17 protein-coding genes, 1 tRNA gene and 1 pseudogene are annotated in these 26,204 nt (G+C 57.5%); 10 read left to right on the plus strand and 9 right to left on the minus strand.

What is annotated here, in order from left to right:
• Positions 1–105: 105 nt before the first annotated feature.
• On the minus strand, positions 106–4,830 hold the full coding sequence (gene gltB, locus NE851_RS29625; RefSeq protein WP_174824463.1) for a glutamate synthase large subunit: 4,725 nt from the start codon (positions 4,828–4,830) through the stop codon (positions 106–108).
• Between the two features lie 539 nt (positions 4,831–5,369).
• Here gltB and NE851_RS29630 point away from each other — a divergent pair.
• Entirely contained in the window at positions 5,370–6,422 is a 1,053-nt protein-coding gene (locus NE851_RS29630) for a threonine aldolase family protein (RefSeq protein WP_028755888.1), read from the plus strand.
• Between the two features lie 20 nt (positions 6,423–6,442).
• Here the strand turns inward: NE851_RS29630 and NE851_RS29635 are convergent, their stop codons facing one another.
• Entirely contained in the window at positions 6,443–7,297 is an 855-nt protein-coding gene (locus tag NE851_RS29635) for a LysR substrate-binding domain-containing protein (RefSeq protein WP_028755889.1), read from the minus strand.
• 91 nt (positions 7,298–7,388) lie between these two features.
• Here NE851_RS29635 and NE851_RS29640 point away from each other — a divergent pair, with 91 nt between their 5' ends.
• The gene (locus NE851_RS29640) at positions 7,389–8,393 is read left to right on the plus strand and encodes a bile acid:sodium symporter family protein (RefSeq protein WP_127430748.1); all 1,005 of its coding nucleotides are present in this window, start codon (positions 7,389–7,391) and stop codon (positions 8,391–8,393) included.
• A 129-nt stretch (positions 8,394–8,522) separates the two neighbouring features.
• Here NE851_RS29640 and NE851_RS29645 read toward each other — a convergent pair whose 3' ends face one another.
• Entirely contained in the window at positions 8,523–8,993 is a 471-nt protein-coding gene (locus NE851_RS29645) for an Hsp20 family protein (protein WP_028755891.1), read from the minus strand.
• Positions 8,994–9,413: 420 nt separating this feature from the next.
• Between NE851_RS29645 and NE851_RS29650 the strand changes: the two genes are divergently transcribed.
• A complete protein-coding gene (locus tag NE851_RS29650) occupies positions 9,414–10,388 on the plus strand; it encodes an alpha/beta fold hydrolase (RefSeq protein ID WP_127430747.1) in 975 nt (324 codons plus the stop codon).
• A gap of 65 nt (positions 10,389–10,453) precedes the next feature.
• Here the strand turns inward: NE851_RS29650 and hisN are convergent, their stop codons facing one another.
• Complete coding sequence (hisN, locus tag NE851_RS29655) at positions 10,454–11,227, minus strand: histidinol-phosphatase (RefSeq protein ID WP_127430746.1); 774 nt, start codon at positions 11,225–11,227, stop codon at positions 10,454–10,456.
• 277 nt (positions 11,228–11,504) lie between these two features.
• Positions 11,505–12,386, minus strand: coding sequence for an N-formylglutamate amidohydrolase (locus NE851_RS29660; protein WP_025570459.1), 882 nt, complete (start codon positions 12,384–12,386; stop codon positions 11,505–11,507).
• A gap of 187 nt (positions 12,387–12,573) precedes the next feature.
• On the opposite strand from NE851_RS29660, the gene cpdR1 reads away from it, so the two are divergent.
• Together cpdR1 and NE851_RS29670 are read left to right on the plus strand one after the other, a co-directional pair.
• The gene (gene cpdR1, locus NE851_RS29665) at positions 12,574–12,936 is read left to right on the plus strand and encodes a response regulator CpdR1 (protein ID WP_003542883.1); all 363 of its coding nucleotides are present in this window, start codon (positions 12,574–12,576) and stop codon (positions 12,934–12,936) included.
• Positions 12,937–13,020: 84 nt separating this feature from the next.
• A tRNA-Val gene (locus NE851_RS29670) sits at positions 13,021–13,095 on the plus strand.
• Positions 13,096–13,301: 206 nt separating this feature from the next.
• Here NE851_RS29670 and NE851_RS29675 read toward each other — a convergent pair.
• Positions 13,302–14,498: a tyrosine-type recombinase/integrase gene (locus NE851_RS29675; protein ID WP_254959538.1), complete on the minus strand. Its 1,197-nt coding sequence runs from the start codon at positions 14,496–14,498 to the stop codon at positions 13,302–13,304.
• Between the two features lie 626 nt (positions 14,499–15,124).
• Here NE851_RS29675 and NE851_RS29680 point away from each other — a divergent pair.
• From NE851_RS29680 to NE851_RS29695, 4 genes and pseudogenes are all read left to right on the plus strand, one after another.
• On the plus strand, positions 15,125–16,525 hold the full coding sequence (locus NE851_RS29680) for a hypothetical protein (RefSeq protein ID WP_254959539.1): 1,401 nt from the start codon (positions 15,125–15,127) through the stop codon (positions 16,523–16,525).
• A gap of 615 nt (positions 16,526–17,140) precedes the next feature.
• The gene (locus NE851_RS29685; RefSeq protein ID WP_303632605.1) at positions 17,141–17,920 is read left to right on the plus strand and encodes a lysozyme; all 780 of its coding nucleotides are present in this window, start codon (positions 17,141–17,143) and stop codon (positions 17,918–17,920) included.
• Positions 17,917–19,266: a M48 family metalloprotease gene (locus NE851_RS29690; RefSeq protein WP_254959540.1), complete on the plus strand. Its 1,350-nt coding sequence runs from the start codon at positions 17,917–17,919 to the stop codon at positions 19,264–19,266. The genes NE851_RS29685 and NE851_RS29690 overlap by 4 nt, the downstream gene beginning before the upstream one ends.
• 48 nt (positions 19,267–19,314) lie before the next feature.
• Positions 19,315–19,457, plus strand: a pseudogene (locus NE851_RS29695) (non-homologous end-joining DNA ligase); the annotation flags it as partial.
• On the opposite strand, the gene NE851_RS29700 reads toward NE851_RS29695, so the two are convergent.
• Both NE851_RS29700 and NE851_RS29705 read right to left on the minus strand, forming a co-directional pair.
• On the minus strand, positions 19,416–19,868 hold the full coding sequence (locus NE851_RS29700; RefSeq protein WP_254959541.1) for a hypothetical protein: 453 nt from the start codon (positions 19,866–19,868) through the stop codon (positions 19,416–19,418). The pseudogene NE851_RS29695 and the gene NE851_RS29700 overlap by 42 nt on opposite strands.
• Positions 19,869–20,042: 174 nt before the next feature.
• Positions 20,043–20,714, minus strand: a complete 672-nt coding sequence (locus tag NE851_RS29705) for a hypothetical protein (protein WP_254959542.1) — start codon at positions 20,712–20,714, stop codon at positions 20,043–20,045.
• A 341-nt stretch (positions 20,715–21,055) separates the two neighbouring features.
• Between NE851_RS29705 and NE851_RS29710 the strand changes: the two genes are divergently transcribed.
• Positions 21,056–22,417 carry a KAP family P-loop NTPase fold protein gene (locus NE851_RS29710; protein WP_166480814.1) on the plus strand — a complete coding sequence of 454 codons (1,362 nt, stop codon included), beginning with the start codon at positions 21,056–21,058 and terminating at the stop codon, positions 22,415–22,417.
• Positions 22,418–22,468: 51 nt separating this feature from the next.
• Here the strand turns inward: NE851_RS29710 and NE851_RS29715 are convergent, their stop codons facing one another.
• Entirely contained in the window at positions 22,469–26,101 is a 3,633-nt protein-coding gene (locus NE851_RS29715; protein WP_254959543.1) for a class I SAM-dependent DNA methyltransferase, read from the minus strand.
• Between the last annotated feature and the right edge of the window lie 103 nt (positions 26,102–26,204).

Raw genomic sequence — 26,204 nt, forward strand, 5'->3', positions numbered from 1 at the left:
TCCGTGCGATCTGGACAGGTTTCGCTGTCGGCACGATCGGAGTCATCGAGATATTTTCGTCATCCGTCACCTGCGGTCAGCAGGTGACGGATGTCCCAGTGCAAATCATTCCGCGGCGATGCCCATCCGGCTGCGCTCCATTTCCTCGAGCGCACGGCGGTATTCGACCGGCATGACCTTGCGGAACTTCGGACGGTAGTCGGCCCAGCTGTCGAGGATCTGCTTGGCGCGGGTTGAACCCGTATAGTGCAGATGGTTGGAGATCAGCTGGTAGAGGCGCTCCTCGTCGTGGCGCGTCATGTCGCCGGAAACGTCGACACGTCCCTTGTGCATGAGATCGCCGCCGTGATGATGCAGCTTCTCCAGCATGTCGTCCTCCTCGGGCACCGGCTCGAGTTCGACCATCGCCATGTTGCAGCGGCTGGCGAAATCGCCGGTTTCATCGAGCACATAGGCAACACCGCCGGACATGCCGGCCGCGAAGTTACGGCCCGTGGCGCCAAGCACGACGACGACGCCGCCGGTCATATATTCGCAGCCATGGTCGCCGACACCCTCAACGATGGCGATCGCACCCGAATTGCGCACGGCGAAACGTTCGCCCGCCACACCCCGGAAGTAGCATTCGCCCTCGGTCGCACCGTAAAGCACGGTGTTGCCGACGATGATCGAGTTCTCGGCCACGATCCGCGAATTCTCCGGCGGCCGGATGATGATCTTGCCGCCCGAAAGCCCCTTGCCGACATAGTCGTTGCCGTCACCGATCAGGTTGAAGGTGACGCCACGCGCCAGGAAGGCGCCGAAGCTCTGCCCCGCCGTACCGCGAAGTGTGACATTGATCGTGTCTTCCTTCAGCCCGCGGTGGCGGAAGCGCTTGGCGACCTCGCCGGAGAGCATCGCGCCCGCCGAACGGTCGACGTTCTTGATCCCGACCTCGAAGGCAACGGGTGTCTTGGCGGTCAGCGCCGGCTGTGCCTGCTCGATCAGCACGCGGTCGAGAATATCGTCGATCGGGTGCTGCTGCCGGCTCGTCCAGAAGGTCTCTTCCTTGGCGGCATCGACCTTATGGAAGATGCGGCTGAAGTCGAGGCCGTTGGCCTTCCAGTGCGCCAGCATCTCGTCCTTCTCCAACAGCTCCGAAGCGCCGATGATCTCGTCGAGCCGGGTAAAGCCGAGCGAGGCGAGAATTTCGCGCACTTCGTTGGCGACGAAGAAGAAGTAGTTGATGACGTGCTCCGGCGTGCCCTTGAAGCGCTTGCGCAGCACCGGATCCTGGGTTGCCACGCCCACCGGACAGGTGTTGAGATGGCACTTGCGCATCATGATGCAGCCAGCAGCAATCAGCGGCGCGGTGGCGAAGCCGAATTCGTCAGCGCCGAGCAGCGCCCCGATGATGACGTCGCGGCCGGTCTTCAACCCGCCGTCCACCTGCAATGCGACACGCGAGCGCAAGCCGTTCAGCACCAACGTCTGCTGGGTCTCGGCAAGGCCGATTTCCCAGGGGCTGCCGGCATGCTTGAGCGAAGTCAGCGGCGATGCACCTGTGCCGCCATCGAAGCCGGCGACCGTGATATGGTCGGCGCGCGCTTTGGCGACGCCGGCGGCGACCGTGCCGACGCCGACTTCGGAGACGAGCTTGACCGAGACATCCGAGGTAGGGTTGACGTTCTTTAGATCGTAGATCAGCTGCGCCAGATCTTCGATGGAATAGATGTCGTGGTGAGGCGGCGGCGAAATCAGGCCGACACCCGGCGTCGAGTGGCGGGTCTTGGCAACCGTCGCGTCAACCTTGTGACCCGGCAGCTGGCCGCCTTCGCCAGGCTTGGCGCCTTGCGCCACCTTGATCTGCAGCACGTCGGCATTGACGAGATATTCGGTGGTGACGCCGAAGCGGCCCGAGGCAATCTGCTTGATCGCCGAACGTTCCGGGTTCATCGAACCGTCGGCCAGCGGCATGTAGCGGTCGGATTCCTCGCCGCCCTCGCCGGTGTTCGACTTGCCGCCGATCCGGTTCATGGCGATCGCCAACGTCGTATGCGCCTCCCTGGAGATCGAGCCGAAGGACATCGCTCCCGTCGAGAAACGCCTGACGATATCGGCCGCCGGCTCGACCTCGTCGATCGAAACCGGCGTGCGGCCGAGCGCCTCGGCGCTCTTCATCCTGAAGAGGCCGCGGATCGTGTTCATGCGCAGCGCTGAATTGTTCACCATCTCGGCGAATTCGCGGTAGCGATCCTCGGCATTGCCGCGCACCGCATGCTGAAGGGCAGCGACTGCATCCGGCGTCCAGGCGTGGCTTTCGCCGCGCATGCGGTAGGCATATTCGCCGCCGATGTCGAGCGTCGTCGCAAGAAGCGGATCCTTGCCGAAGGCCGCGTTATGGCGGGCGACGGTTTCGGCGGCAATCGCCTCGAGGCCGACACCTTCGATCATCGTCGCGGTCCCGAAGAAATATTTGTCGATGAGTTCCGACTGTAGGCCGATCGCATCGAAGATCTGCGCCCCGCAATAGGATTGATAGGTCGAGATACCCATCTTCGACATGACCTTGAGGATGCCTTTGCCGACCGCCTTGATGTAGCGGTAGACGATTTCGGAAGCATCCACTTCCTTCGGGAATTCGCCCTTGGCATGCATGTCGAGCAGCGTGTCGAAGGCGAGATAGGGGTTGATCGCCTCGGCGCCGTAGCCGGCGAGCAGGCAGAAATGATGCACTTCGCGCGGTTCGCCGGTCTCGACGACGAGACCGACCGAGGTGCGGAGCCCCTTGCGGATCAGGTGATGGTGTACGGCCGCCGTCGCCAGCAGCGCCGGAATGGCGATCCGGTCCGGGCCAATCTGGCGGTCGGAGAGCACGATGATGTTGTAGCCGCCCTTGACGGCCGCTTCCGCGCGCTCGCAGAGTCGGTCGAGCATCTCCGGCATGCCTTCGGCGCCACGCTCGATATCATAGGTGAAATCAAGCGTCTTAGTGTCGAAACGATCTTCCGTATGGCCGATCGAGCGGATCTTCTCGAGATCGCCGTTGGTCAGGATCGGCTGACGCACTTCAAGCCGCTTGGCGTTCGCCGCGCCCTCGTGGTCGAGAATGTTCGGCCGCGGCCCGATGAAGGACACCAGGCTCATGACCAGTTCCTCGCGGATCGGGTCGATCGGCGGGTTGGTCACCTGCGCGAAGTTCTGCTTGAAATAAGTGTAGAGCAGCTTCGGCTTTTCCGACATCGCCGAGATCGGCGTATCCGTGCCCATCGAGCCGATCGCCTCCTGGCCCGTCGTCGCCATCGGCGACATCAGGATGCGAGTATCCTCGAGCGTGTAGCCGAAGGCCTGCTGGCGATCGAGCAACGACACGTCGCGGCGCAGCGCCCGTGGCTCCACCGGCTTCAGATCTTCGAGGATGAGCTGGGTGCGGTTCAGCCAGCTGCGATAGGGATGCGCCGTCGCCAGCTGCGACTTCACCTCGTCGTCGGAGATGATGCGGCCTTCCTCCATGTCAATCAGCAGCATCTTGCCCGGCTGCAGGCGCCACTTCTGGATGATCTTCTCTTCCGGAACCGGCAGCACGCCGGCTTCGGACGCCATGATGACGCGGTCGTCATCGGTGACGAGGTAGCGCGCCGGCCGCAGGCCGTTGCGGTCGAGCGTAGCACCGATCTGCTTGCCATCGGTGAAGGCCACGGCAGCCGGACCGTCCCAGGGCTCCATCAGAGCGGCATGATATTCGTAGAACGCCTTGCGGTCGGCCGCCATCGATTGGTTGCCGGCCCAGGCTTCCGGGATCAGCATCATCACCGCATGTGCCATCGAATAACCGCCGCGCACCAGGAATTCGAGCGCGTTGTCGAAACAGGCCGTATCCGACTGACCCTCATAGGAAATCGGCCAGAGCTTGGAAATGTCCTCACCGAACAGCGGCGAGGAGACCGACGCCTGGCGCGCCGCCATCCAGTTGACGTTGCCGCGCAGCGTGTTGATCTCGCCGTTATGGGCGACCATGCGGTAGGGATGCGCGAGCTTCCACGACGGGAAGGTGTTGGTCGAGAAACGCTGGTGCACCAGGGCGACCGCGCTTTCGAAGCGCGGATCCGACAGGTCCTTGTAATAGACGCCGACCTGATAGGCCAGGAACATGCCCTTGTAGACCACCGTCGCCGACGACAGCGACACCGGATAGAAATTGCTCTCCTCGCCGTCGAACTCATCATAGATACGGTTGGAGATCACCTTGCGCAGCGTGAACAGCCGGCGCTCGAACTCGTCGTTGTTTTCGGCATCCTCGCCGGCGCCGATGAAGACCTGCACATGATGCGGCTCGGTTGCGGCAATCGCCGGCGCCTTGGAGAGCGAGGAATTGTCGACCGGCACGTCGCGAAAGCCGATGAAGACCTGGCCTTCCTCGGTGATGACGTCTTGGATCACCTTCTTGAAGTGCTCGATCTGCTTTTCATCGCGCGGCATGAAGATATGGCCGACGCCATATTCGCCGATCGGCGGCAGGGTGATGCCCTGCTCGGCCATCTCCTCGCGGAAGAAACGGTCGGGGATCTGCACCAGGATGCCGGCGCCGTCACCCATCAGCGGATCGGCGCCGACGGCGCCGCGATGCGTCAGGTTCTCGAGGATGAACAGGCCGTCCTTGACGATCTGGTGCGACTTCTGGCCCTTCATATGCGCGACGAAGCCGACGCCGCAGGCATCGTGTTCGTTGCGCGGATCGTAGAGGCCCTGTTTCTTCGGCAGGCCGGAGGCGGATGTGGAGATATTGGCCGTCGCGCGCACCTCGGCAGCAGCAAACCGGTCAAATTCCATGGATGGCGTCTTCGTCATCATCTTTCCTCCTGTCGAAGCCCGCGGGGCCGCGGGCGGCTTTTCGTCATGCGCCGCAACCCGAAGATAGGTTCGGCGCGTGACAGCGCTGTTGCAGTGTGAAGATCGGCCGCAGACATCTGCTTCAAAGGAAAGCAAACCGTCGCGTTCCGCGCCTGCCATTCGCCTCCGCGCGCCGCCGGCAAGGCTTTGACGCTCGGAAGAACTATAGCGTGAAAGCCGGTCTGTTCCAGGGCTTTCGGCGCCTCTTCGGCCACAAAGGCCAAAATAGGACAGCAACACTGTCCTAATTCATCAGTTCTATGCCAGAAAGCATTCGGCTCCGCAAGAGCGCTCTGTCAAAAAACATCAATTTGCGACTGAAGATTGCCGGATCAGTCGGCATGGCGAAATAAAATTACGCAAAGCCACGCTATTTTGTTTATTGATTGCGTAGTTCAATTTCTGTGATGTGTCACGGGCGACAACCTTGATCCTGTGAAGCTTTGGCGTAATGTCCGCTGCGGACTTGCCAACCTTATCCTTCCCCAACGGTTTCCCCCATGTTCTTTGCTTCCGATAACTGGGCCGGCGCCCATCAATCCATTGCCGAACGTCTGCTGACGGAATCGGCCGGTTTTGCCGCCGCCTATGGCGCCGGCGACCTCGACAGGAAGGTCGAAGCCCGCTTTTCCGAGATTTTCGAACGCGAGGTTTCGGTCTTTTTCGTCGCCACCGGCACGGCCGCCAACTCGCTGTCGCTGGCAAGCGTCCAGCGCCCCGGCGGCATCACCTTCTGCCATTCGGAAGCCCATGTGATCGAGGATGAATGCGGCGCGCCGGAATTCTTCTCCGGCTCCGCCCGCCTCGTTGCCGTCGACGGCGAAGCCGGCAAGATCGATCCGGCCGGGCTCTCGGCAAAGATCGCGCATTATCCCGAAGACGCCCTCCGTCATGGCCGCGCCAGCGCGGTGACGATCACCCAGGCAACCGAGATCGGCACCGTCTATTCGCTGCCGGAGATCGGCGAGATCGCCGCCATATCAAAAAAACGCAATCTGCCGCTCCATATGGATGGCGCCCGCTTCGCCAATGCGCTGATCGCGCTCGGCGCCACCCCGGCCGAAATGACCTGGAAGCGCGGCGTCGACATGCTCTCCTTCGGCGGCACCAAGAATGGTTGCTGGTGTGCGGAAGCGATCGTCTTCTTCAATCCGGATCAGGCCCGGGAAATGCCCTTCATCCGCAAGCGCGCCGCCCAACTCTTTTCCAAGTCGCGCTTCATCGCCGCCCAGTTCGATGCCTATTTCGAAAACGGTCTCTGGCTCGATCTCGCCCGCCATTCGAACGGCATGGCCGACGGGCTGCGCGCCGGCATCAGAGACAGCAACGCCGCCCGCCTCGCCTGGCCGACCGCCTCCAACGAAGTCTTTGCCGTTATCAGCAAAAGCGCTGCAAAAACCGCGGAGGAAAAGGGCGCGAAATTCTACGAATGGCCGGTTCCGGCGGCAACGCCCGAGCTCGTTTCCGAAAGCGAAATCCTGATCCGTCTCGTCACCAGCTTCGCGACGACGGAAGCGGATGTGGATGGTTTCCTGAAGTGCCTGGTTGCCTGATTGCCCCGATTGGCAATGCTTCACGCCGATTTCAGTCCCCTCACCTTTTGCAGAATATCGTCGGAAAGTGCTGAGACCAGCGCCTGATCCGCTCCCTTGCGCGGCACCAGCACGAATTCGACGTCCTCTAGCGCCGGAAGTTTTCCCGCAGCAATCTCCTTCAGGCCTGATGGTGCCATGCTGCGCGGCTGCACCAGCACGCCCATCCCGGCCCGCGCCGCCGCCGTCAACCCACTCAGGCTGCCGCAGGTGCAGACGATCCGCCACGGCACGCCGTTTCGCCCGAGCGCTTCCAGGGCAATCACCCGTGTGACGCTCGGCGGCGGAAAGGCGATCAGAGGCAGAGGGCCGGAGGCGAGCACACGCTCGGGATCGCGCGCCAGCCAGACGAGCGGCTCGCGATAGACGAGTTTTCCGCGTGCATCGCCGAGCCGGCGCTTGGCGAGCACCAAATCGATCTCACCATTATCCTGCATCTCGTAGAGAACGCCTGATAGCGCCACCGTCAGTTCCAGATCGACGGAGGGATGCGAACGAACGAAATCTTCCAGCACCGCCGGCAACTGGCTGGTGACAAAGTCCTCCGACACGCCGAGCCGCAGGCTGCCGCGCAGGCTGTGGCTCTTAAACAATGACTGCACCTGCCCCTCGATCGAAAGCATGGCGCGCGCATGCGAGAGCAACGCCTCGCCATCGCCGGTCAGCATCACCTTATGCGTGTCGCGCGCCAGCAGCTTGCGCCCCAGGGCCGTCTCCAGCCGCTGGATATGCTGGCTGACCGTCGATTGCCCCAGGCCAAGCCTCTCCGCAGCAAGGGTGAAACTGCCCATCTGTTCGACGGCGACGAAACTGCGCAATTGCGAAAGGTCCAGCATGATCCAGATTCTCGATAACTGTTATTTCTTGCATCCTGGATCATAATGGACGACAGAACAACGACTGTTTTTATCACGCCGCGAGACCGCCATGCGCCGCTTTCTGCCCGATACATTCACCATCCTGCTCGTCTGCACCGTCATCCTCGCCTCCTTGTTTCCGGCGAGCGGCACATTCGCGGATTATTTCGGCATCGCCACCGATCTTGCCATCGCCCTGCTGTTCTTCCTGCATGGCGCCCGCCTCTCGCGCGACGTCGTCATAGCAGGCCTGCTGCACTGGCGGCTGCATCTCGTCATCCTGCTGACGACCTTCGGCATCTTCCCGCTGCTCGGGATGGCGCTCGGACTGATCCCGGACACGATCCTGCCGCAGCCGCTTTATCTCGGCATTCTCTTCCTCTGCGTGCTGCCATCGACGGTGCAGTCGTCGATCGCCTTCACCTCGATGGCCGGCGGCAATGTGCCTGCCGCCATCTGCTCGGCCTCGGCGTCCAACATCTTCGGCATGTTCCTGACACCGCTGCTCGTCGGCTTGCTGTTTTCCGTCGGCGGCCATGGCGGCTTCTCTTTCGACGCCTTGGAGCAGATCCTGCTGCAGCTGCTTGCCCCCTTCATCGTCGGCCAGATCCTGCAGCCCTGGATCGGCGACTGGATCCGCGCCAAGAAGAAGATCCTGATGCCTGTCGACCGCGGCTCGATCCTGATGGTCGTCTATCTCGCCTTCAGCACGGCGGTGGTCGAAGGCCTGTGGCACACTTTCTCGATCGCCGATATCGCCGTCGTCATCGCAGCCGACATCGTGCTGTTGGCACTTGTTCTTGTTTTGACGATGTTCGGCAGCCGCTGGCTCGGTTTCAACAAGCCCGACCAGATTACCATCACCTTCTGCGGCTCGAAGAAGAGCCTTGCCAGCGGCGTGCCGATGGCAAATGTCATCTTCGCCGGCCAGTCGATCGGCGTGATCGTGCTGCCGCTGATGCTCTTCCACCAGATCCAGCTGATGGTCTGCGCCGTCATCGCCCAGAAATACGCCGCCGCCGCGGCCCGCCGCGCAACGGAAAAGGAAATGGACGAGGCAGCCAGCCCGGCATAGAGCAGGTCGCGCAAAAATAAGGAGCTAAAGCGCGAGGAGCGAATCTGAAGGATCGCGGCGCGCTTTGGGCGACAAATAAAAAACGGCGCCCCGATGGGAGCGCCGTCCGTTTTACCCGTAAGGGATCGATCAGCCGTTGATGATCTGCGCTTCGATGGCCCTCGGAGCCTCAACCGGTTCTGCGGCAATCGCGATCTTGCGGGGCTTCATGGCCTCGGGAATATTGCGCAGAAGGTCGATGTGCAGCAGGCCGTTCTTCAGCGAAGCGGCAGTCACCTCGACATGGTCGGCAAGCTGGAAGCGGCGCTCGAAGGCGCGCTTGGCAATGCCGCGATAGAGGAATTCGCCACCTTCGGCAGGTTCCTCGTTCTTTTCGCCCTTCACGGACAGAACATGGGCATGGGCTTCGATCGAAAGTTCGGTCTCGTCGAAACCGGCGACCGCCATGGTGATGCGATAGGTGTTTTCACCGGTGCGCTCGATATTATAGGGCGGATAGGTCTGCGCCTGCTCCGGCTGGGCAAGGCTGTCGAGCATGGTGAAGAGCCGGTCGAAACCGACGGTCGAACGATAAAGGGGAGAGAAGTCTACGTGACGCATGATGTCCTCCTGTGGAAGCGACGTGTTGCGATGAAATGCCCCTGAAACCCCATCTTTGGCGGCCTCGGGACGGTTGCGCGGGCCCTTTCCGGCGCCCGCAGGAAGGAGATGGTGATGGGATTTGACGAGTTCAAGACCTTTTGGGAATCGCCTTGATCGGCCAGTGAACCCCGCATGAACGACCGGTTCGGCACGCGTTCAGGCGCATTCGCTTAGGAATTTCAGCGTCGGGTGAATCTGGTCCCGATGGCTGAAGTGCATCGTCCCTTCTTCTTCAGTCTCAACTTCGGCCGGCCGCGAGCACCCTCATGCTCCTGCCGGCCCTTTTCCCGCGCCTTGCGGGCGCACCGCTTTCCAAGGCGGATACCATGCGCTATCCCTGATAGGCGAAGCAGTCAGCAGCGGCGCATTGGCAAGGTCATGGATCAGGTTCTCTATTCGACGCCCGACAATCCCGCCCCGGAAAACCGCACCGAGGGGTTCTTCGAAACCCATGACGGCCACCGGCTGCGTTACGCCGTCTTCCGCTCGAGCGCCCAGATGGCCAGGGGCACGGTCGTCATCCTTCATGGCCGCAACGAATATATCGAGAAATATTTCGAGACGATCCGCGACCTGACGGCCAAAGGCCTCTGGGTGGCGACTTTCGACATGCGCGGCCAGGGCGGTTCGTCAAGGCTGCTGAAGCACCGCAACCACGGCCACATCCGCCGCTTTGCCGATTACGAGCGTGATCTCGACATCTTCCTTGAAAAGGTGGTGCTGCCGGATACCCGCCTGCCCTTCTACCTGCTCGCCCATTCCACAGGCGGGCTGATCGCGCTCTCGGCCGCGCCCTATCTCACCACCCGTATCGACCGGATGGTGCTGTCGGCGCCCTTCATCGGCCTGACCGGCCAAGCGGCTTCGCCCCGTGTCATCCGCGCTGTGGCCGGCACGCTGAACGCCATCGGCCTGGGCTTTCTGCCGCTGACCTCGAAACTGAAGGAGCCGGATTTCCGCGACAATCCGCTGACCTCCGACGAACTCCGCTTCGAGCGCAACGTCGCGATGATGAAGGACCATCCGGAACTGACGCTCGGGCCGCCGACAGCCCGCTGGCTGATCGAGGCTTTTCGCACGATGGACCGGGTCACCTCGCCCGACCATCTCTTCTCGATCACCATCCCGACCATCGTCATCGCCCCGACGCGGGACGGTGTCGTGCCCTACACGGCGCAGGAGCGGCTCTCGCGTTATTTCCGCGCCGGCCAGTTGGTGCCAATCAACGGCGCCCGTCACGAGATCTTCCAGGAACGGGATACCTACCGCGCCGCCGCTCTTGCCGCCTTCCACGCCTTCATTCCCGGCAGCGACGCCGAAGAAAACCAGGACGTCGCCGCCCTCGGCACGTGACCCGACCGCTGTTGCTGACCGGGCGATTAGCAAGGCTGATCAAGGATCAGCAGGGCTGATCCGGATTAGCGCTGCAGGATGGCGATCGCCTGCTCGTAGACCGCCCGGCTGCCGGCGGCGATGATCGAGCCGCCATTTTCCGGCCGTCCGCCGTCCCAGGTGGTGATGATGCCGCCCGCCCCTTCGATGACGGGAATGATGCCGCCGACGTCATAGGGCTTCAGGCTGTTTTCGACGACGAGATCGATATGGCCGGCGGCAAGCAGCGCATAGGCGTAGCAGTCGCAGCCGTAGCGGAAGAGCCGTACTTGGCTCTCGATCTCGCGGTATTTTTCCATCTCCTCGCCGGCAAAGAGATGCGGCGAGGTTGTGAACAGGATGGCGTTCGACAGCGCGTCGCACTGGCGCGTCATCAGCCGCCGTTCGCCCTCCGGTCCTGTATAGATCGAGCCGTTCTGGTCGGCGAAATAACGCTCACCGGTAAAGGGCTGTTCGATCATGCCCATGATCGCCCGGCCCTCTCTCTGCAGACCGATCAGCGTTCCCCACACCGGCACGCCGGAGATGAAGGCGCGCGTACCGTCGATCGGATCGATCACCCAGACATATTCGCGGTCGAGCCCGACATTGCCGTGTTCCTCGCCGAGAATGCCGTGGCCGGGAAAACTCTCCTCGATCAGCGCCCGGATGGCGAGTTCGGCCGCCTGGTCGCCCTCCGTCACCGGATCGAAACCGGAGGAGAGCTTGTTGGTGACATCGAGACCGGAGCGGAATCGCGGCAGCGTCTCGGCTCGGGCGGCTTCCGCCAGGCGGTTGAAGAACGAACGGTCAGGAAGCATGATTTATCCGTTTGGCTGGCGGGAGTGGCGCTTTTCATAGCGAAAAGCAACGGGAATGCAAACGTAGCAGGCAATTTCAATCTAACTGCCCAAAGATGTCGCAGCGCAATATATTGCTTGACATTTGTGCAATGCAATAGTAGCTTCTTCCGTACAGTCTTCTGACTGTAAATACCCTCCTTGGGTGTTTCCTCCCTAGACTTAGCCGCGCTCACAAGCGCGGTTTTTTTTGGCCAGGGAGGACTAGGCCTGACAGCAGCGAAATCGAAAAAGAGATTTATTCGGCGGCCAGCGCCCGATCGCCGGCGAATTTCTCGACGTAATCCGCCATCTGCCGCATGAAGGCGGTGACGGCATCGGCAACTGCGGCGAAATCCTCGCGTTTCTCCAGCGTCACTTCATCGACATAGATCGCCCGGTTCACCTCGATCTGCAGTGCATGCAGGCCCCGCGACGGCCGGCCGTAATGTTCGGTGATGAAGCCGCCGGCATAGGGTTTGTTGCGGATTGCCGCAAAGCCCATTTCCTCGAGAATGGCGATGGCCGCCCGCGAAAGCTCGGCCGAAGCACTGGTGCCGTAACGATCGCCGATGATGAAATCAGGCCGCCCAACGTTGCCGGCGACGCGCACATTGCCGGGCATCGAGTGGCAGTCGATCAGCACGCCGAAGCCGAACTGCACATGCGTCCGCGCGATCAGCCGGCGCAGCGCCGCATGATAGGGTTTATAGACCGCTTCGACCCGGTCGAGCCCCTCCTGCACAGGAAGACGACGTGCATAGATTTCCATATTTTCGGCGACGATGCGCGGAATGGTGCCGAGCCCGCCGGCGACGCGCAGCGAATTGACATTGGCATAGGGCGGCAACAGCCCGTCGAACATCCGCGGATCGAGCTCGTAGGGCTCGCGATTGACGTCGAGATAGGCGCGGGGGAAGTTGGCTGCGAGCAGCGGCGCGCCGAGTGCGACGGCAGAGCCGAAGAGCTCGTCGACATAGTGATCCTCGGAACGGCGGATGGCGATGCCCTCGAGCCGCGACTGGGCAATAAATTCCGGTGGATAAATGCGGCCGCTATGGGGGGAGTTGTAGACGAAGGGAATGGTCTGCGACACGGGCTCATGAACCTCAAAAAGCTCGTATTCGCGTATTTCCGGCACTTTCGGCCCTCTTTACCATGTCATGAACTGGCTGCTGCGCCCATGTTGCCAGTTGCCCGGCCTCAAGTCCATACTATGTAGAAGGGATGGCAATCACGCACAGGCAATTCACCGGTTGTTTACCGGCTCAAGACTAGTGTAAACGGCTGGCAGCCCACCAAAACTTATTGATCAGCGGTCTGGATTAATGACTCAGAAGATACTTCTCGCAGAAGACGACAATGACATGCGCCGCTTCCTGGTGAAAGCGCTCGAAAAGGCCGGCTACAAGGTCCTTTCCTATGACAACGGCGCCAGCGCCTATGACCGGCTGCGCGAGGAGCCGTTTTCCCTGCTGCTGACCGATATCGTCATGCCCGAAATGGACGGTATCGAACTGGCGCGCCGCGCTACCGAGCTCGACCCCGACCTGAAGGTGATGTTCATCACCGGTTTTGCCGCCGTGGCGCTGAACCCCGATTCGAAGGCGCCGAAGGATGCCAAGGTCCTTTCCAAGCCCTTCCACCTGCGCGACCTCGTCGACGAGGTCAACAAAATGCTTGCCGCGTAAGGCTTGCCGGGCGGCGCGTCACAAAACTGAAAAAAGCCTATTGACGGCTCCAAAGGTTTTGTGATCTATGCGCCGCCATCGGATGGGCGTGTAGCTCAGCGGGAGAGCACTACGTTGACATCGTAGGGGTCACAGGTTCAATCCCTGTCACGCCCACCATCCTTTTCAAGGCCTTAGCGGTAACCCGCTGAGGCCTTCGTCATTTCGGGTGCCAAATGGTGCCAACTTCGGTCCCTGAGACGAAGCCAACCGGCGCGCGATTGGTGTAAATTCACCCCCACCAAACTTTTGCCGACCCCTTTCATTGGGACGGGCATTTTGCTGCCGCTGTCAGCGCGCCACGTTTGAGCACCCGCATTCGGTGACTAAGCGGTCTTCACCGGCCCTCCAACACTCAAGCGAGAATGGCGCTCCTCTTCAAGGTCGATCACTGAGGCACGCATGTCATCGGTGGTGACCTGCACATAGACTGACTTGGTAACTCTGCTTCCCGGCGCATGGCCGAGACGCGGCTGGAGAAGAGCGTCAGGCACCCCGCGCACGTGAAGCCATGTCGCCATCGCCTTGCGTAGAATATGCGGTGTGAGCTTTAGTGGCTGCCCAAGCCGCTTCACCCCAGCCTTCTTAACGGCAGTCGTTAACGCTCGCCGAACGTTTACAAGCTTTCCACCAAATCGGCCCGGAAATACCAGGACGGGCGGCGTTACCCCTGCCTTCAGGGCCTCTATCCGTCTCACCTTTTTTGCTGCCGATAGAGCCTGCGCGAGAGAAGCGCTAATTGGAATATCTCTGTCGGAATGACGCGTTTTCGGCGTGAACCCATCTTTGCGCCGGATGGAGACCAACTGATTGGTAACGTCGACGTCAGCCCATTCAAGCGTATAGGCCTCGTTTTTGCGGACACCAGTCTCAGCGAGAAAGCGTACCAGCAGCGCCCTTTCCTCGCCAAGAGCATCAAGGATAAGAGACATCTCTTCGGGTGTGGGAACGTCCACTCGCTTCACGGGCACCGGAATGCGTTCAACCTTCGGAAGTTTCTCCACGAACCCTTTTTCCTGTGCCCAGCGGAGAAGCTGAAGAAAGAGCGATGTCTCCCCGTTTATGGTTGCAGCTACGCATCCGGCTTCAACGCGATGCTTCTGGTAGTCTGCTATCTCTTTGCTACCGATGCTGGAAACGTCTGCTTCAGAGAATTTACCAAGAATTGCTTTGAGTTTGAACGCGTCGGCTTCCAGAGACGTTTGTCGCTTCTTTCCAGTAAACACGCGGTCGGCCTGCTCCGCCAGCCAGCGTTTCGAAACCTCGGTGACGGTGACGCCGCTTATTTTCTTTGCAAAGCCGCGTCCTGATAGCGCCCCATCTAGTTGAAGCTCTCTGAGCAGTCGCTTTGCATCTGTCAGCGCATCGGTCTTTGTCAAAAACGTGGGACGGGTGCGCTTTCCGCTTGGTGACAGGTGCGGCGGGACATCAACAATCCACATGCCAGTGTGAGAGCCATTGCGAATACGTGGAGCAACTCGAAATGGTCCGATTTTCTCTACAACCACCTTTGGCTTTGTCATTTGTCGACCTTTTGCGTACTCAAGCTGCGCGCGTAGGCCACAGGATCGAGGGGCTCCTTCAACTTTCCAGCAACTGGTTGAATTTGATGACCCGAAGTAACCCCACGGCCCTTTCGAGCAGAAACAATACGGGGCTCAAACCCGATATCACGGCGAGACCGTATGAAAGCCTCTACGTCTGACCGCTGGTAAACCACACGAGCGCCAACCTTCGAGGCAGGTAACTCGCTTCGAGGTATTCGACGCACAAGATCTATGTTGCATCCAAGCAAGTGCGCGACATTTTCAGCGAAAAGAAAGTGTGGGCCAGCACCATCTGGACTGCTTATAAAGCGATATGGGTGACGAACGCGATCATGCGCTTCCCATGCCACTATACTTTTACAGAGCGACGCTAATACCCCCACTCGTTTCTCGTTCTCTTGACGCTTCATTTGCCACCTCCGACACAGGCAGCATCGTACCAAATGATCGATGAAAAAGCAATAAAAACATATACTTGACGGCAATTTAACGGCTAATTTGCGCCCGCAATCAACCGCTACCTCCGAAGGAAACGGCCTGTTCATCTACATAGAAGATATTGGCCAACACCATTTCGGAAATCCTGTCTGCGAGAAGAGATCATGGGGTTCATAGACGAGCTGCTCTCAGGTGTTCAGGTAAGCATTGAAACAGCGAAACAGGACCGAATACAGTTCTCTGCTCGAAGATGGACTTTCGTTGGAACACTTGCGGAGTTTCGAACCTTCAGTGAGCGGTTGAGCGACATGTTCGTCGTAGCAGGAGAACCCCGCAAGGTATTCAACGTCCAAAGTGGCACCGAGGAGTACGCACCGCGTTGGCTAATAGCCAAAGGCCGCGGCGGTGCTGGGTACATCACGCCGGTAGGATATCCGCTCTTTTCGGGAACACTTAAGGGATGGCAGTCGCGGGAGCGTTGGGGCAACGACGACGAATATAGCTGGACATTCCAAGCCGACCTTTCGTTGAACCCGACACGCGCCATGCTCCACCAGCCGATTGTTGAAGGCGCGCCGGACGATCATGATGCAGCGGAAAACGACTTTAATCTCTTCGCCATCAGCCCAACCCCGACTATCGGGACCATACCAATCGTGCGGGGCAACAACCTCTTGCCGTGGACAGCTTATGACGACCCGAATGTAGGTATCAACGAAGTTCATGTTCCGTTTCTGCCCGGTCAATGGAGTGAGAACGTCCAGCGCTACATCGACCGCACGCTAACCTTCATTGACGAGTGTATCGGCGCAGCTGCATTCGCTGCCTTGGGCTATGAAGCCGATGTCGTTCGACGAGAGCAGCGTTATGTCTTGCAAGCATTGGAAACGTACTGGGAGTTTCAGGACCACAATCCCGTTGCAACAATTGCACGGATCGAACAGGCGATGCGCTCTCTCGCAGGGAAATCGACGGTTGCTTGGGAGCATATAGACGAACAAGCTCGCACGATCTTCCGGCACCGCAACGTTGAACTGGGTACGGAAGACAACTCCCCTATCGTGAAGATCTATCCGGCGAAGGGCGTCATGATCAAAGCTTATGCCAAAGCCACCGACCGTGTCCGGTTCGAAGTCGAACAGTCCAAGGCATCCTCGGATTTCCATGGGTTTGGAATAAGCAGCGATCAGGACAATGGCATACTTCGGTGGATCGACGCCGCGAGATTAGGAAGCGCACTTCGCCTAAACAGGATCTTGTGGGGCTTGCGACAGATCATGCAGCCATGGCCGGGGAGCAACTGGGAAGCCGCCTACCTAGTGAATACGATCAAATCCAAGGTGCACGACGAGGCGATAGCGATCACGTTGGCTCAAAGCCTCCTCCAACAGGGCAGCATTGAAAAGCAACATCGTTCACCCTTTGCAGATGCTATCGATGCCCTTGAAAGAGCGCAGGTAATCTATCGGGTGACGGGCGCTGGTCGAAGCGGCATCTATCACGTTACCGGGGTCTACCGGGATGCCCTAAGATTGCTTTCGAAGGTGTTGCGAGGCAACGAATAAGCTCGTCAGTTTGTAGAAATTGCAACAAGTTGCACGGACATCTCCACTTGCTCTGAGGAGCATTGTTGGCAACCAACCACAACCACACCCACTGAGTAGCCACACGAATGGCGCTTGCGCCGTTCGTGCACGGGCGGACGTAAGGACGCCCGTGTGAGCTTCTCCGCACTCTCCACAGAGGGGCGGCGCTTGCGTCGCCCCGTGATGTTTGGGGCGGGAGGGTGCCACATACTCCTCCCCGGCCGTCCGGCCGAGGTATGATCGGATGCTAACAGTTTAGCGTTGCTGGAAAACTAGTCGCTTCCCGCCAGGCCGCAGCTGTGAAAGCAGGAAGAACAGATGAAGCGGCTGCAAATATGGATCAAACTTCTTAGCAATGATGAATAGCTGAGGCTGTGAACTAAGTATGCGTCCATATCATTGAGCCGAGCCGAACAGACAGAATAGTAGATCGTTGGCCCGCGGCGCGGATCGTGATGATCCATGAAAACACACGCCTGTTTCTTTCATAATAAACTTACGGTATAGTATTCTTGGGGACGGACGCGGGTAATAATCCACGCTAGAAGCATTAATGAGTTTCACAAACATCGCCGTTCTCCGTTGAGGGAGGAAATGATGAAAGCGTTTCAACTGGCTTTCACCGTGCTCTTGTTTCTCTTGAGCCAAGAGTTCGTCGCGATCGCCCAAGAGGCAGCAGAACCCGATTTTAGAAAAGCTATAATACCCGAAGGCTGGTTTCCAGCGGGCATTCAAGTTGAGGCACAACGAGGTACCTTGCCAGCGGCTGCGGCCGATAATGGAAGGGTCCCTCGCAGAATACTCTTCGTTTCGCTGGGTCTCATTAAGAGATTTGAGGGTTGGTTCCCGGACTTTTACGATGATCCCGTGGGCTACTGCACCATAGGTTGGGGTCACCTCATCGAGAAGCGAGAGTGCGCCAGCGTTTCTGGCGTGAAGCGAAACAAATTCTCGCCACGACCTCTCGATGTCAGTGCAGGGCAAGAGCTTCTAATCAAAGATATCATTCCTTCGAGGCGAGCGGTCGACCGACTGGTCGTTGTGCGACTGACCGACCGCCAGTTTGGTGCGTTGACCTCATTCGTCTACAACGTCGGGGCCGATAATTTTAGAAAATCGACACTGCTTAAAATGATCAATGCCGGAGATATCGAGGGGGCGAAAGGACAATTTGCCCGATGGAACAGAGCAAACGGGGTTCCCTTGAACGGGCTTAAAAAGCGACGCGCTTGCGAGCTGGCACTATTCAATGGCTACGGGAGAAATTTGCAAAATGGCTTGTTCGATGTCAGTTTTTGCGCACTCCTTCCCGGCGTGGCCGCAGAAGACCCGGCAAATTCAGTTGATATAATTGCGGGGGAGGTCGGCCAATGAGCAGATTTTCACCGAAATTGAAATGTCAAATGCTCGCGGTCGTAATCTTGTTCTGTGCGACTGATGCGAAAGCGGACTTTAGCAGAGTAGATGCCGTAAACTGCGTCAAGACTTTCTATAAGATCGTAGATATTGCTCAGCAAGAAGGCGACGCCTTTGTGCCGGGATTTTCACAAGATAAGGCTGATCAAATTGTCAATGATATTGCCCTGACGTCTATGTATTTAACTAAGGTGCGCGTTATCACATGCGATTTGGATAATCTAAACGCTGCAGCGTTTTATTCAAAGAAAGAAGATCAGTTGCCTGCAGATTTTACTAATCAAAATTACATTCTTTACAATAAAACCTGGGTAAATAATCACGCAAACTCAGAGGAGTTTTACTTCGTACTCGGACACGAATTTGCGCACATCATCAACAATCATGATAGCTTAAGAGGATACAGTACAGCAGATCCGGAAAGGCGTCGCGCCATGGAGTTGGAAGCGGACTATGCGGGCGGTTGTTTCGTGGCAAAAAAACAGGGTAGTCAGAATGCAATGGAAATCTTTATAAAGGATGCTCGTTCCATCCCGAACGAAAATTATCCACCCGTTGAAAAAAGTTTAGAGAAGGCAACAGCTGGCTTCGCCAGATGTAGACAAGGTACAGTCCCTTCTCCTCTGGCAGGTATTGACGTCGTCTATTTCAAAAAAGACGGCGATGGAGGTAAAGTAGAGAACACGCTTGGACGCAACAATATTGAATTCGACCCCCGAGAGGGTGAATACGGAGAGGTCAGCGACTACATAACGTGCACCTCTGATGTTGAGGCTAAGGATATCAAGCTTCTAGCGCTGCTTCTCTATGATGCTGGGATACCGTTGAAGGGAATCTCCCGTCACTCGAATACCAACTTATCCCACAGATTGCAGATCGAGTCCGGGTGGGACGCCGAACAGGCAAAAGACTATCGACCGCTAACAAAGCAAGAAATTGAAGGCCTGACTGATTGCCCGGAGATCCTTAAAAGGCGCAATGCTCGGGAAATAACCTTCAGAAACGAATGCAGTGTAGCAGATCCCTTTGTCGTGGTTCGATTTTTCGACTCCGATGCTCAGGAGTGGAGGATGAGGAGGTTGCCACCTATTCATTATGACAGGGAAAGAACAGTGACCAATAATGATGGAGAGAAGTACAAGACCGATCGCTCTTTTTATTTCTATGCCGAGGCCGAACCTTTGAAATGGCCGAATGCAGAAGGGGTCGACGCGGAATTCGAGCTTAGCGACGGGAGCATGAAGGGGTTTGCTTTGGTAAGTCACTCCAGGACACGCAATCTACGCTGTACACAATACGAATAGAATATCCCAGGCGGACCTTCCGGCGCGTTGAGCTTCACCCTCCTCTAACGGGATCGGAACAGCACCTATCGCGGCGGCCGCCTTGGCGACTGGCCGAAGATCAAATGCATCCAGAGCGACGGCTGCCTGTCGGCTACGAGATGTCCAAATCAGCATTTGGGGGCATCCGGAGGCTTTTGCTCGCGGCGCGTGATGTCCGCCGGGATGCCTGCGCGGGCGAAAATGTCAGCGATCTCAGGTCCGTTTTGGGCCCGTAGCTCGCCGGCAAGGTCAACCGGGACCAGAGACAGCCGGGCAAACCATTCCTCGCCTGTGACGGCATATTTCCCGACAATGCGCTGCCACCCATCCGGCTCTTTGAAACGTTTGTGTAGGGCCATATGACAGGCGTGGGTGAGCGTATATGGCCGCCAGTCGTAGTAATTTTCGCTGTGGAGACGCAGCTGCTCGGTCTGACCAGAGATGCAACAGGTTGCACCGCGCTCGGCCCAGCCATTGTCGATCAAGAAATGAATTAACTGCCAGCCCCGCACACGCTCTTCGAAAACGAAGCCATTGTAGGATGGCGTGACGCCCCATCGCCATGTCCTAAGACCTTTCATCGCGGAATGCCTCCCCTTGCCTCGACGTTGGCCGCTGGCGCGGACCGACAGGAGATAGCGGAAACACAACGCAGGCAAACGGTGCCTGAGTTGCTACGACGATTTCCGGCGCGACGGCCAACGGCAACAGTGCCCGGCACAGACTATCCAGGACCATCGTTGAGCATGTTTCGCTCATTGCGACGGAGCCGTCTTCTTGTCGGCCTCGGCCTTTAGCTTGGCCTGATGTTCTACCCATTTGATGTCACGTACATACCAGTCGCATTCAGGCGAGTTCGCCATCAGTGCAGCCTTCAGACCTCGGGTATCGAACACAGCAGTCAGCGGATTTTGCTGATAAGGCTCGACACGAAGGACAAGCTTCTCAGCGTCCCGGACATTCATGATGAACTCTGGCGCATGGTCGATCCGTGATGTCGTACGGTCACTTAGAACGGGCCATTCTTCTATTCTCGGCTGGCCGTCTCCGATACGGTACGTGACTGGCTTAAGTTCGAGGTCTGCAGATTTCGTACCGCCGAGAAATTCACTCCAACGGACGACGGCCCATGCATTCCGCTTGCTGCAATAGAGACTGAGTGTCACGCCACGCGTGCTTTGCGCCTGATCCGAGGCGAGTTCAATGGCGACAATCTTCTCATCTGTTAGCGGATCGGTCTTTGTGTAAATGCTCCACTCGCCGAAGTCTGGCGTGGCAACGTCGGAAGCGGCCATGGTTTCACTGGTAGGCTGATCGCTAACCGGATCGCAAGCTGCCAGCCCAATTGTCAGAGCTACGGTCAAGAGCGTCTGGCCGAACGGATGACGATGGCCCTCATTCTTATCTGCTAATATTTTCGAAAACATTTCTGCGCCCCCTTGGGGCGGTCATCGCGGGTACGTCCCCCGCGAAAGTGCCCCTTCGATCTCTGGTGATCGGGGAGTTGGAAAACCGTGTACACACGATCCCTACGGCCTTTAGTTCGGAGAACCTGTTGCATACGCCGCAGGCTCCCCGACCATAGGTCGAAGAGTGGTACCGTTCAGGTCGGCGCCCTTACCTGTGTACAAGGGGTTTCCACGCCCCGAAGCGGCACGTACCGCTCTGCATTCTTATTCGCGTGGATAGGCCAGTTTGTCAAAGGAGAAACTATTGCGGCCTTCACCTTTAGGTGGCAGCCTAGGGAGGATAGCATCAGGAGATTGATATGAGGGTCTACCCAAAGCCTCTGGAAATTGGTGACGAAGAAGGCTTCTCCACTGGCAAAGACCTCTTCGGTAAGTCGGAGCTTGCGAAGGGCATGTCTAATCTTGTCGCAATGGTCGAGGACCCATTGGTAATTGCATTCGATGGTCAATGGGGCTCCGGGAAAACCACGTTTCTGAAGATGTGGGCCGGTGAATTGCGCAAAAGCGGACATCCGGTCATCTTCTTTGACGCTTTCGAAAACGACTACGTTGAAGATGCCTTCGCTGCGCTGGCGCGTGAAATCGTAGAATTGGCCGAAAACCAAGCGCCGGCAAAGAGCCAAGTCGCTCAAACCATAAAAGAGAAAGCAACTCATCTGGGCGCGCTCTTGTTTAGAGGCACAGCCAAGGTGGGAATGAAAGTTGCCGTCCGCGCCGCCACTGCTGGCTTAGCCAGTTCCGACGATTTTAAGGACATCGGAGAAGACATTGGCAAAGAGGTGGAAGACGCTGCGCAGGCATACATGGAGCAATTGCTCGATCAACCTCGAAAGCAAAAGGAGATAGCTGAGAGCTTCCGCACCGCTTTGGAAAATCTTCCGAGTTTGTTGGCCCCACCCGCCGAAGGAGAAAAACAGAAACCCCTTATATTCATCATAGACGAGCTTGATCGCTGCAAACCGCATTTTGCGTTGGCACTCCTGGAGCGCATCAAACATTTTATGGCGGTGCCAAATGTCCATTTTGTGCTCGGTGTCCACCTCACCCACCTTCAAAGTTCAGTCCGATATGCCTATGGCAACGATATTAATGCAGCGGCGTATCTGCAAAAGTTCATCAGCCTTACAATTCTCAACATAGAAGGGGCTGAAGAACGAAGGCAGACCGATCTTCACAAATATGCTGATCATCTGGCGAGGACCCTCGCATTCAGCAACAATCGCGAAAGGCAACTAGAAGCGTCTGTAGAGACGATCATACGTCTGATACAATGCGAGCAGATGAGCTATCGGACTTTGGAGCGCGCCTTTACTGTGCTTGCACTGGCGATCGGCATGACCTCGGAGAACCGGCTTCAACTCGGCGCGATCATGGGAGGCCTGGTCATGATGAAACTGTTGCGTCCCGATCTGTTCAAGAAAGCGAAACAAGGCTCGCTGAAGCTGGAAGAAGTACGGGAATTTCTCCATTTTTCTCCCGATGAAGACCGGGGAGGCGGAATGGGATGGGAGGAACAATGGTGGACTTATCTCCTAGCAGACCCTCTCCCGGAAGAGCTTCGGGAATTTGGCAAATCACTTGTCTCCTATAGCTTTCGCAGCAGACCAGATGTCGTTAAGCACACAGCGAACTATGTAATCGACCGCCTTTCACCTGCTTAAAGGACTTGCGAGACAGGGCGTCATGGTCGCGTGAGATAACCGACAAAGTGCCTATCTTGGCAAGAAATAGCGTCGCTGGCCGTCAACTTCGCCAGTGCGTGCCAAACCTGTTGCTACCAATGTTTCCAACACTTCGGTAACGCGGTCTCGGCGTTTGTGTGTGTTCCTGCCGTCGAACACGCTAGCAATCGCATCGGGCGGCGTAGGTGCCGGCGCTTTCGCAAGAAGGTCTCGCACAAATTTTATCTGTTCCAGGCCGTCAGAGGGCCATTTGGGTCGTTCAGCCAGATCAGGAAGCTCAATGTCGAGAGCGCCGATGTGCTCACCATCTTGCTTTGGCGCTTTCATGCCTAGCTTTGCTATCTGATAGTCAGGACGTAGCCAACGGACTGTCCCACTCTTTTCCTCCGCTGCTCGCTCCCGGTTCAATGCGACTAGACGGGCGAGCAACTCTTCCTCCGCCTGTTCTTGTTCCGTCGATTTGAACGTCGAAGGTATGGTCGCGCCGGGCTTCCCCATCAGCGGTTGGATTACGTCTTCCCAGCCGTAGGCCGCTAGCACGGCACGGTCGATATTGTCGTGGATGTCTTTTAGCACTGAGATTAACCCGGCCTGATGTACGTCGCGTTCGGCATCCGTCAAGGGCAGTACGTCACAGCCACTTTCCAATTCTCGTAGGCGCTCCAGTGCATTGTAGAGACTAGTCATATTAAGAAAGGGATGCTCGGCCAACCGTTTCTTGCGGAAGTCGTCAAGCTGGTTCCCGAGTTCACGCAATCGCTCTCGTTGAGCATAGAGCGGATCACCAGGCATGGCCCCCCTCTGAACAACTGCGAGTGGGAAAGGGAAGGGATCGAAGGTCTCACTTTTGGCATAAACAGGGTCGTTGCCTACTCCCATCCATCCCCCTTTTGCGATGGACCATATGACATGAAGGCGAGACGAGAGCACGGCTAAATGTTCGCCCGTGCTGAGACCAATGGCAACGATCTTGTTGTCGGGCCGGATGCTTGCGTCGAGAAATTGAAAAAAACGATGTCTTGTGGTTTCCACAGTAGCAATGAAGCGCTGCATGCCACCTAAAAATTCGCGCAGTTCGGGTCTCGTGCGACCGAACTGCCACCAGCGTTCCCGAATGACAACGTCTCGATTTTGATCGCGCTCAGGCTTCACACGCTCAAGCACATGCTGAAACAGCACAGGAAAATCTCGTTTGATAACTTCGATATCGTGGGGGTATAAATCGATCACCATCAAGTCACGTGACCTTCCCGCCATGTCCCGTCCGTTTAGATAAGGCCTTAACAGTTCTTCCATACCGGCAACCTGCCCTAGACCGAGCCTCGCTGCCTCGGCTTTCGAAACGATAAAACCTCCGCCGAACAGCATCACACCACGGCTTGACAAGTCCGCCGTTGAAAGGAGTGACTTAGTCAACGCCAGATCAGCGCCAAAGGTAAGGCGTGCGCTAATCTTCCCCTCACCCTTATACAAACCAATTTGAGGTGTATCAGTGTTTAGCTCAGCTTCAGAAGTAACCTCAGCCAAGACACCGATGTGATTACCTTTTTCGGCTACGGTCATAGCGATGCGCACCGCAGCTTTGTCCGAAGCCTTCATCCACGGGTGGTTCGGTATGGCAAAGACGAGCGACAACGGTTCCTTGACGGCCATATGGCGCTCGATAACACGCCGGGAAAAGGTCTGTACGATTGAATTAGTTGTGATGAAGCCAAAGCGCCGCAGCGGGTTCGGCTGATCCATTATCGACTTCCGCAGCAAACGTTCCGCCGCCTCGTCCCAGAAGTGCATAACAAAGTCAGCACCACCCGGCATATTCGGTCGGGCAGCCCAACAAGCCTCCGTATAACCATCGCCCAGCTCGGCACGCATGTCCTTGCCACCTATGAAAGGTGGATTTCCAACAATAAACTCGACTTCTGGCCAAGGCGCTCGTCTTGGGTTCACGTATCTGTAAAGCGGAAGCTGTGCGTCTGGGTCGGGTATCTCCTCACCCGTTATCGGGTGAAGCTTTTTCGTTAGACCATCCCAGCGCGACACCGGTTTGCCGCTCGCATCCTGCACCAATGTCTGCCTGTCATATGCAATGACTGCGTCTTGCTGTTTGATCGTACCATAAGCGTGCAGGATAGGTTCGGTGATCGACGCAAGCCCGGCAGTTTTAAGCTGCCATTTGAGGTAGCCAATCCAAAGTACAAGGTCGGCAATGGGCACTGCTCGCGGGTTCAGCTCCAAGCCATAGAACTGGCGCGGGCTCACTGTTTCACCCTCCATCGCAAAGCGACCCTGATCTTCCCCGAGGTCTTCCAGTGCCTCTAACACCTCTCCTTCTAGCCGCTTCATCAATTCAAGGCTGACATATAGAAAGTTTCCGGTTCCGCAGGCGGGGTCGAGTACCCGTGTCGTGCAAAGCTTGTGGTGATATGCCTTTACGGCTGCCAACGCTCCAACGTCATCGCCCTTGTCACGCAGTTCCTTTACCTGTCCTTGAACGAGGTCCCAATCGGCGCGTAGTGGCTCGATAATCGTAGGCACAATAAGCCGCTCGACATAGGTGCGAGGCGTGTAATGTGCACCGAGTTTCGACCGTTCACGCACGTCAAGCGCGCGCTCCAGCAACGTCCCAAAGATTGCAGGCTCGACATTCGACCAGTCCTTGCCAGCTGCGATCCAGAGCTCGTTGATGTCGTCCTGGTCGAGCGGCAACGCGGCGCGCTTCCTGAACAACCCTCCATTGAACTTTCTCATTACGGCGTTCAAGCTCGGCGCATATTCGCCGACGTCCATCGCCGCCCACAGGCTTTCGAGTGCACGAACGAAATGCTCCGGCGTGTCCTTCATCTGTCCGAGCAACTTGTGAAAGCCCTTTTCGGGAATGAGCTTCACATCCTCTGCGAACATCGTAAACAAGCAGCGCATCAAGAACTCGGCCACGTCCTTCGCATCATGCTTTCCTTCCAACCGTTTGGCGATCCTTGCCAATCGCTCTGCGATGTCTCGCGTGACCTCCGCCGATATACGGGTTGGATCAAGTGAGAGCGGATCGGTCCAGATCGCCCTGAGCCGCGCCTGAACCTCTACGTTACGAAGATCGTCCATGCCGATGCGGTAGGATTGCCGGTCCGGGAAGTGGGCGTAGTTCTTTCCTTGCCCGGAGAAATCGGCATAGACCTCGATTACATGGCCGACGTCAACCACCAGGAGAAAGGGCGGATAGCCGTGCTCGATGGGGAGTGCGCGAGCGTAGTCCTCGGCCTGCTTGCGAGCAGCGAGCATCACCTGATCCCAACCACGGGTTCCACGTTTTGCTTGGCCCATTTTTCGTTGAATAGCATCCTCAGAGAGTAAAGGCACCTGATGGAGATCAGCCCTGACAGATAAGCGTTTCCCCGACTGTTTGGCTTCAAGGATGAAACAACCCCGTCGGTAACAATCTATCCTACCCGCCGTCCGCGAACCGTCGGGATGCTTGAAATCAACGCGACGCTCGAACACGTAGTCGTTAAGGGAGTTAAGCTCCTGCGCCATGTGAGGACGCGCGAGCTCAAGAGCTTCACAAAGCCCAACTACAAATAGCTGATAGTTGGCGAGTTCCGACCCCCCAGAAGACGTGCTGTTTGAAATAAGCTCTTCCAGCCTCTGGGTATCGACTTTGCTAATCATCAATAATGCTGCCCAACCGCAAAACACGATTTTTCAGCGTATTGTCAACGCAAGAAGCTCACATCACGTTAACGATGCGTCATGTTGCGGTGCATTAGCAGTG

Origin of the sequence: Rhizobium anhuiense bv. trifolii (assembly GCF_024346605.1) — a bacterium.
Taxonomy (GTDB): Bacteria; Pseudomonadota; Alphaproteobacteria; order Rhizobiales; family Rhizobiaceae; genus Rhizobium; species Rhizobium anhuiense.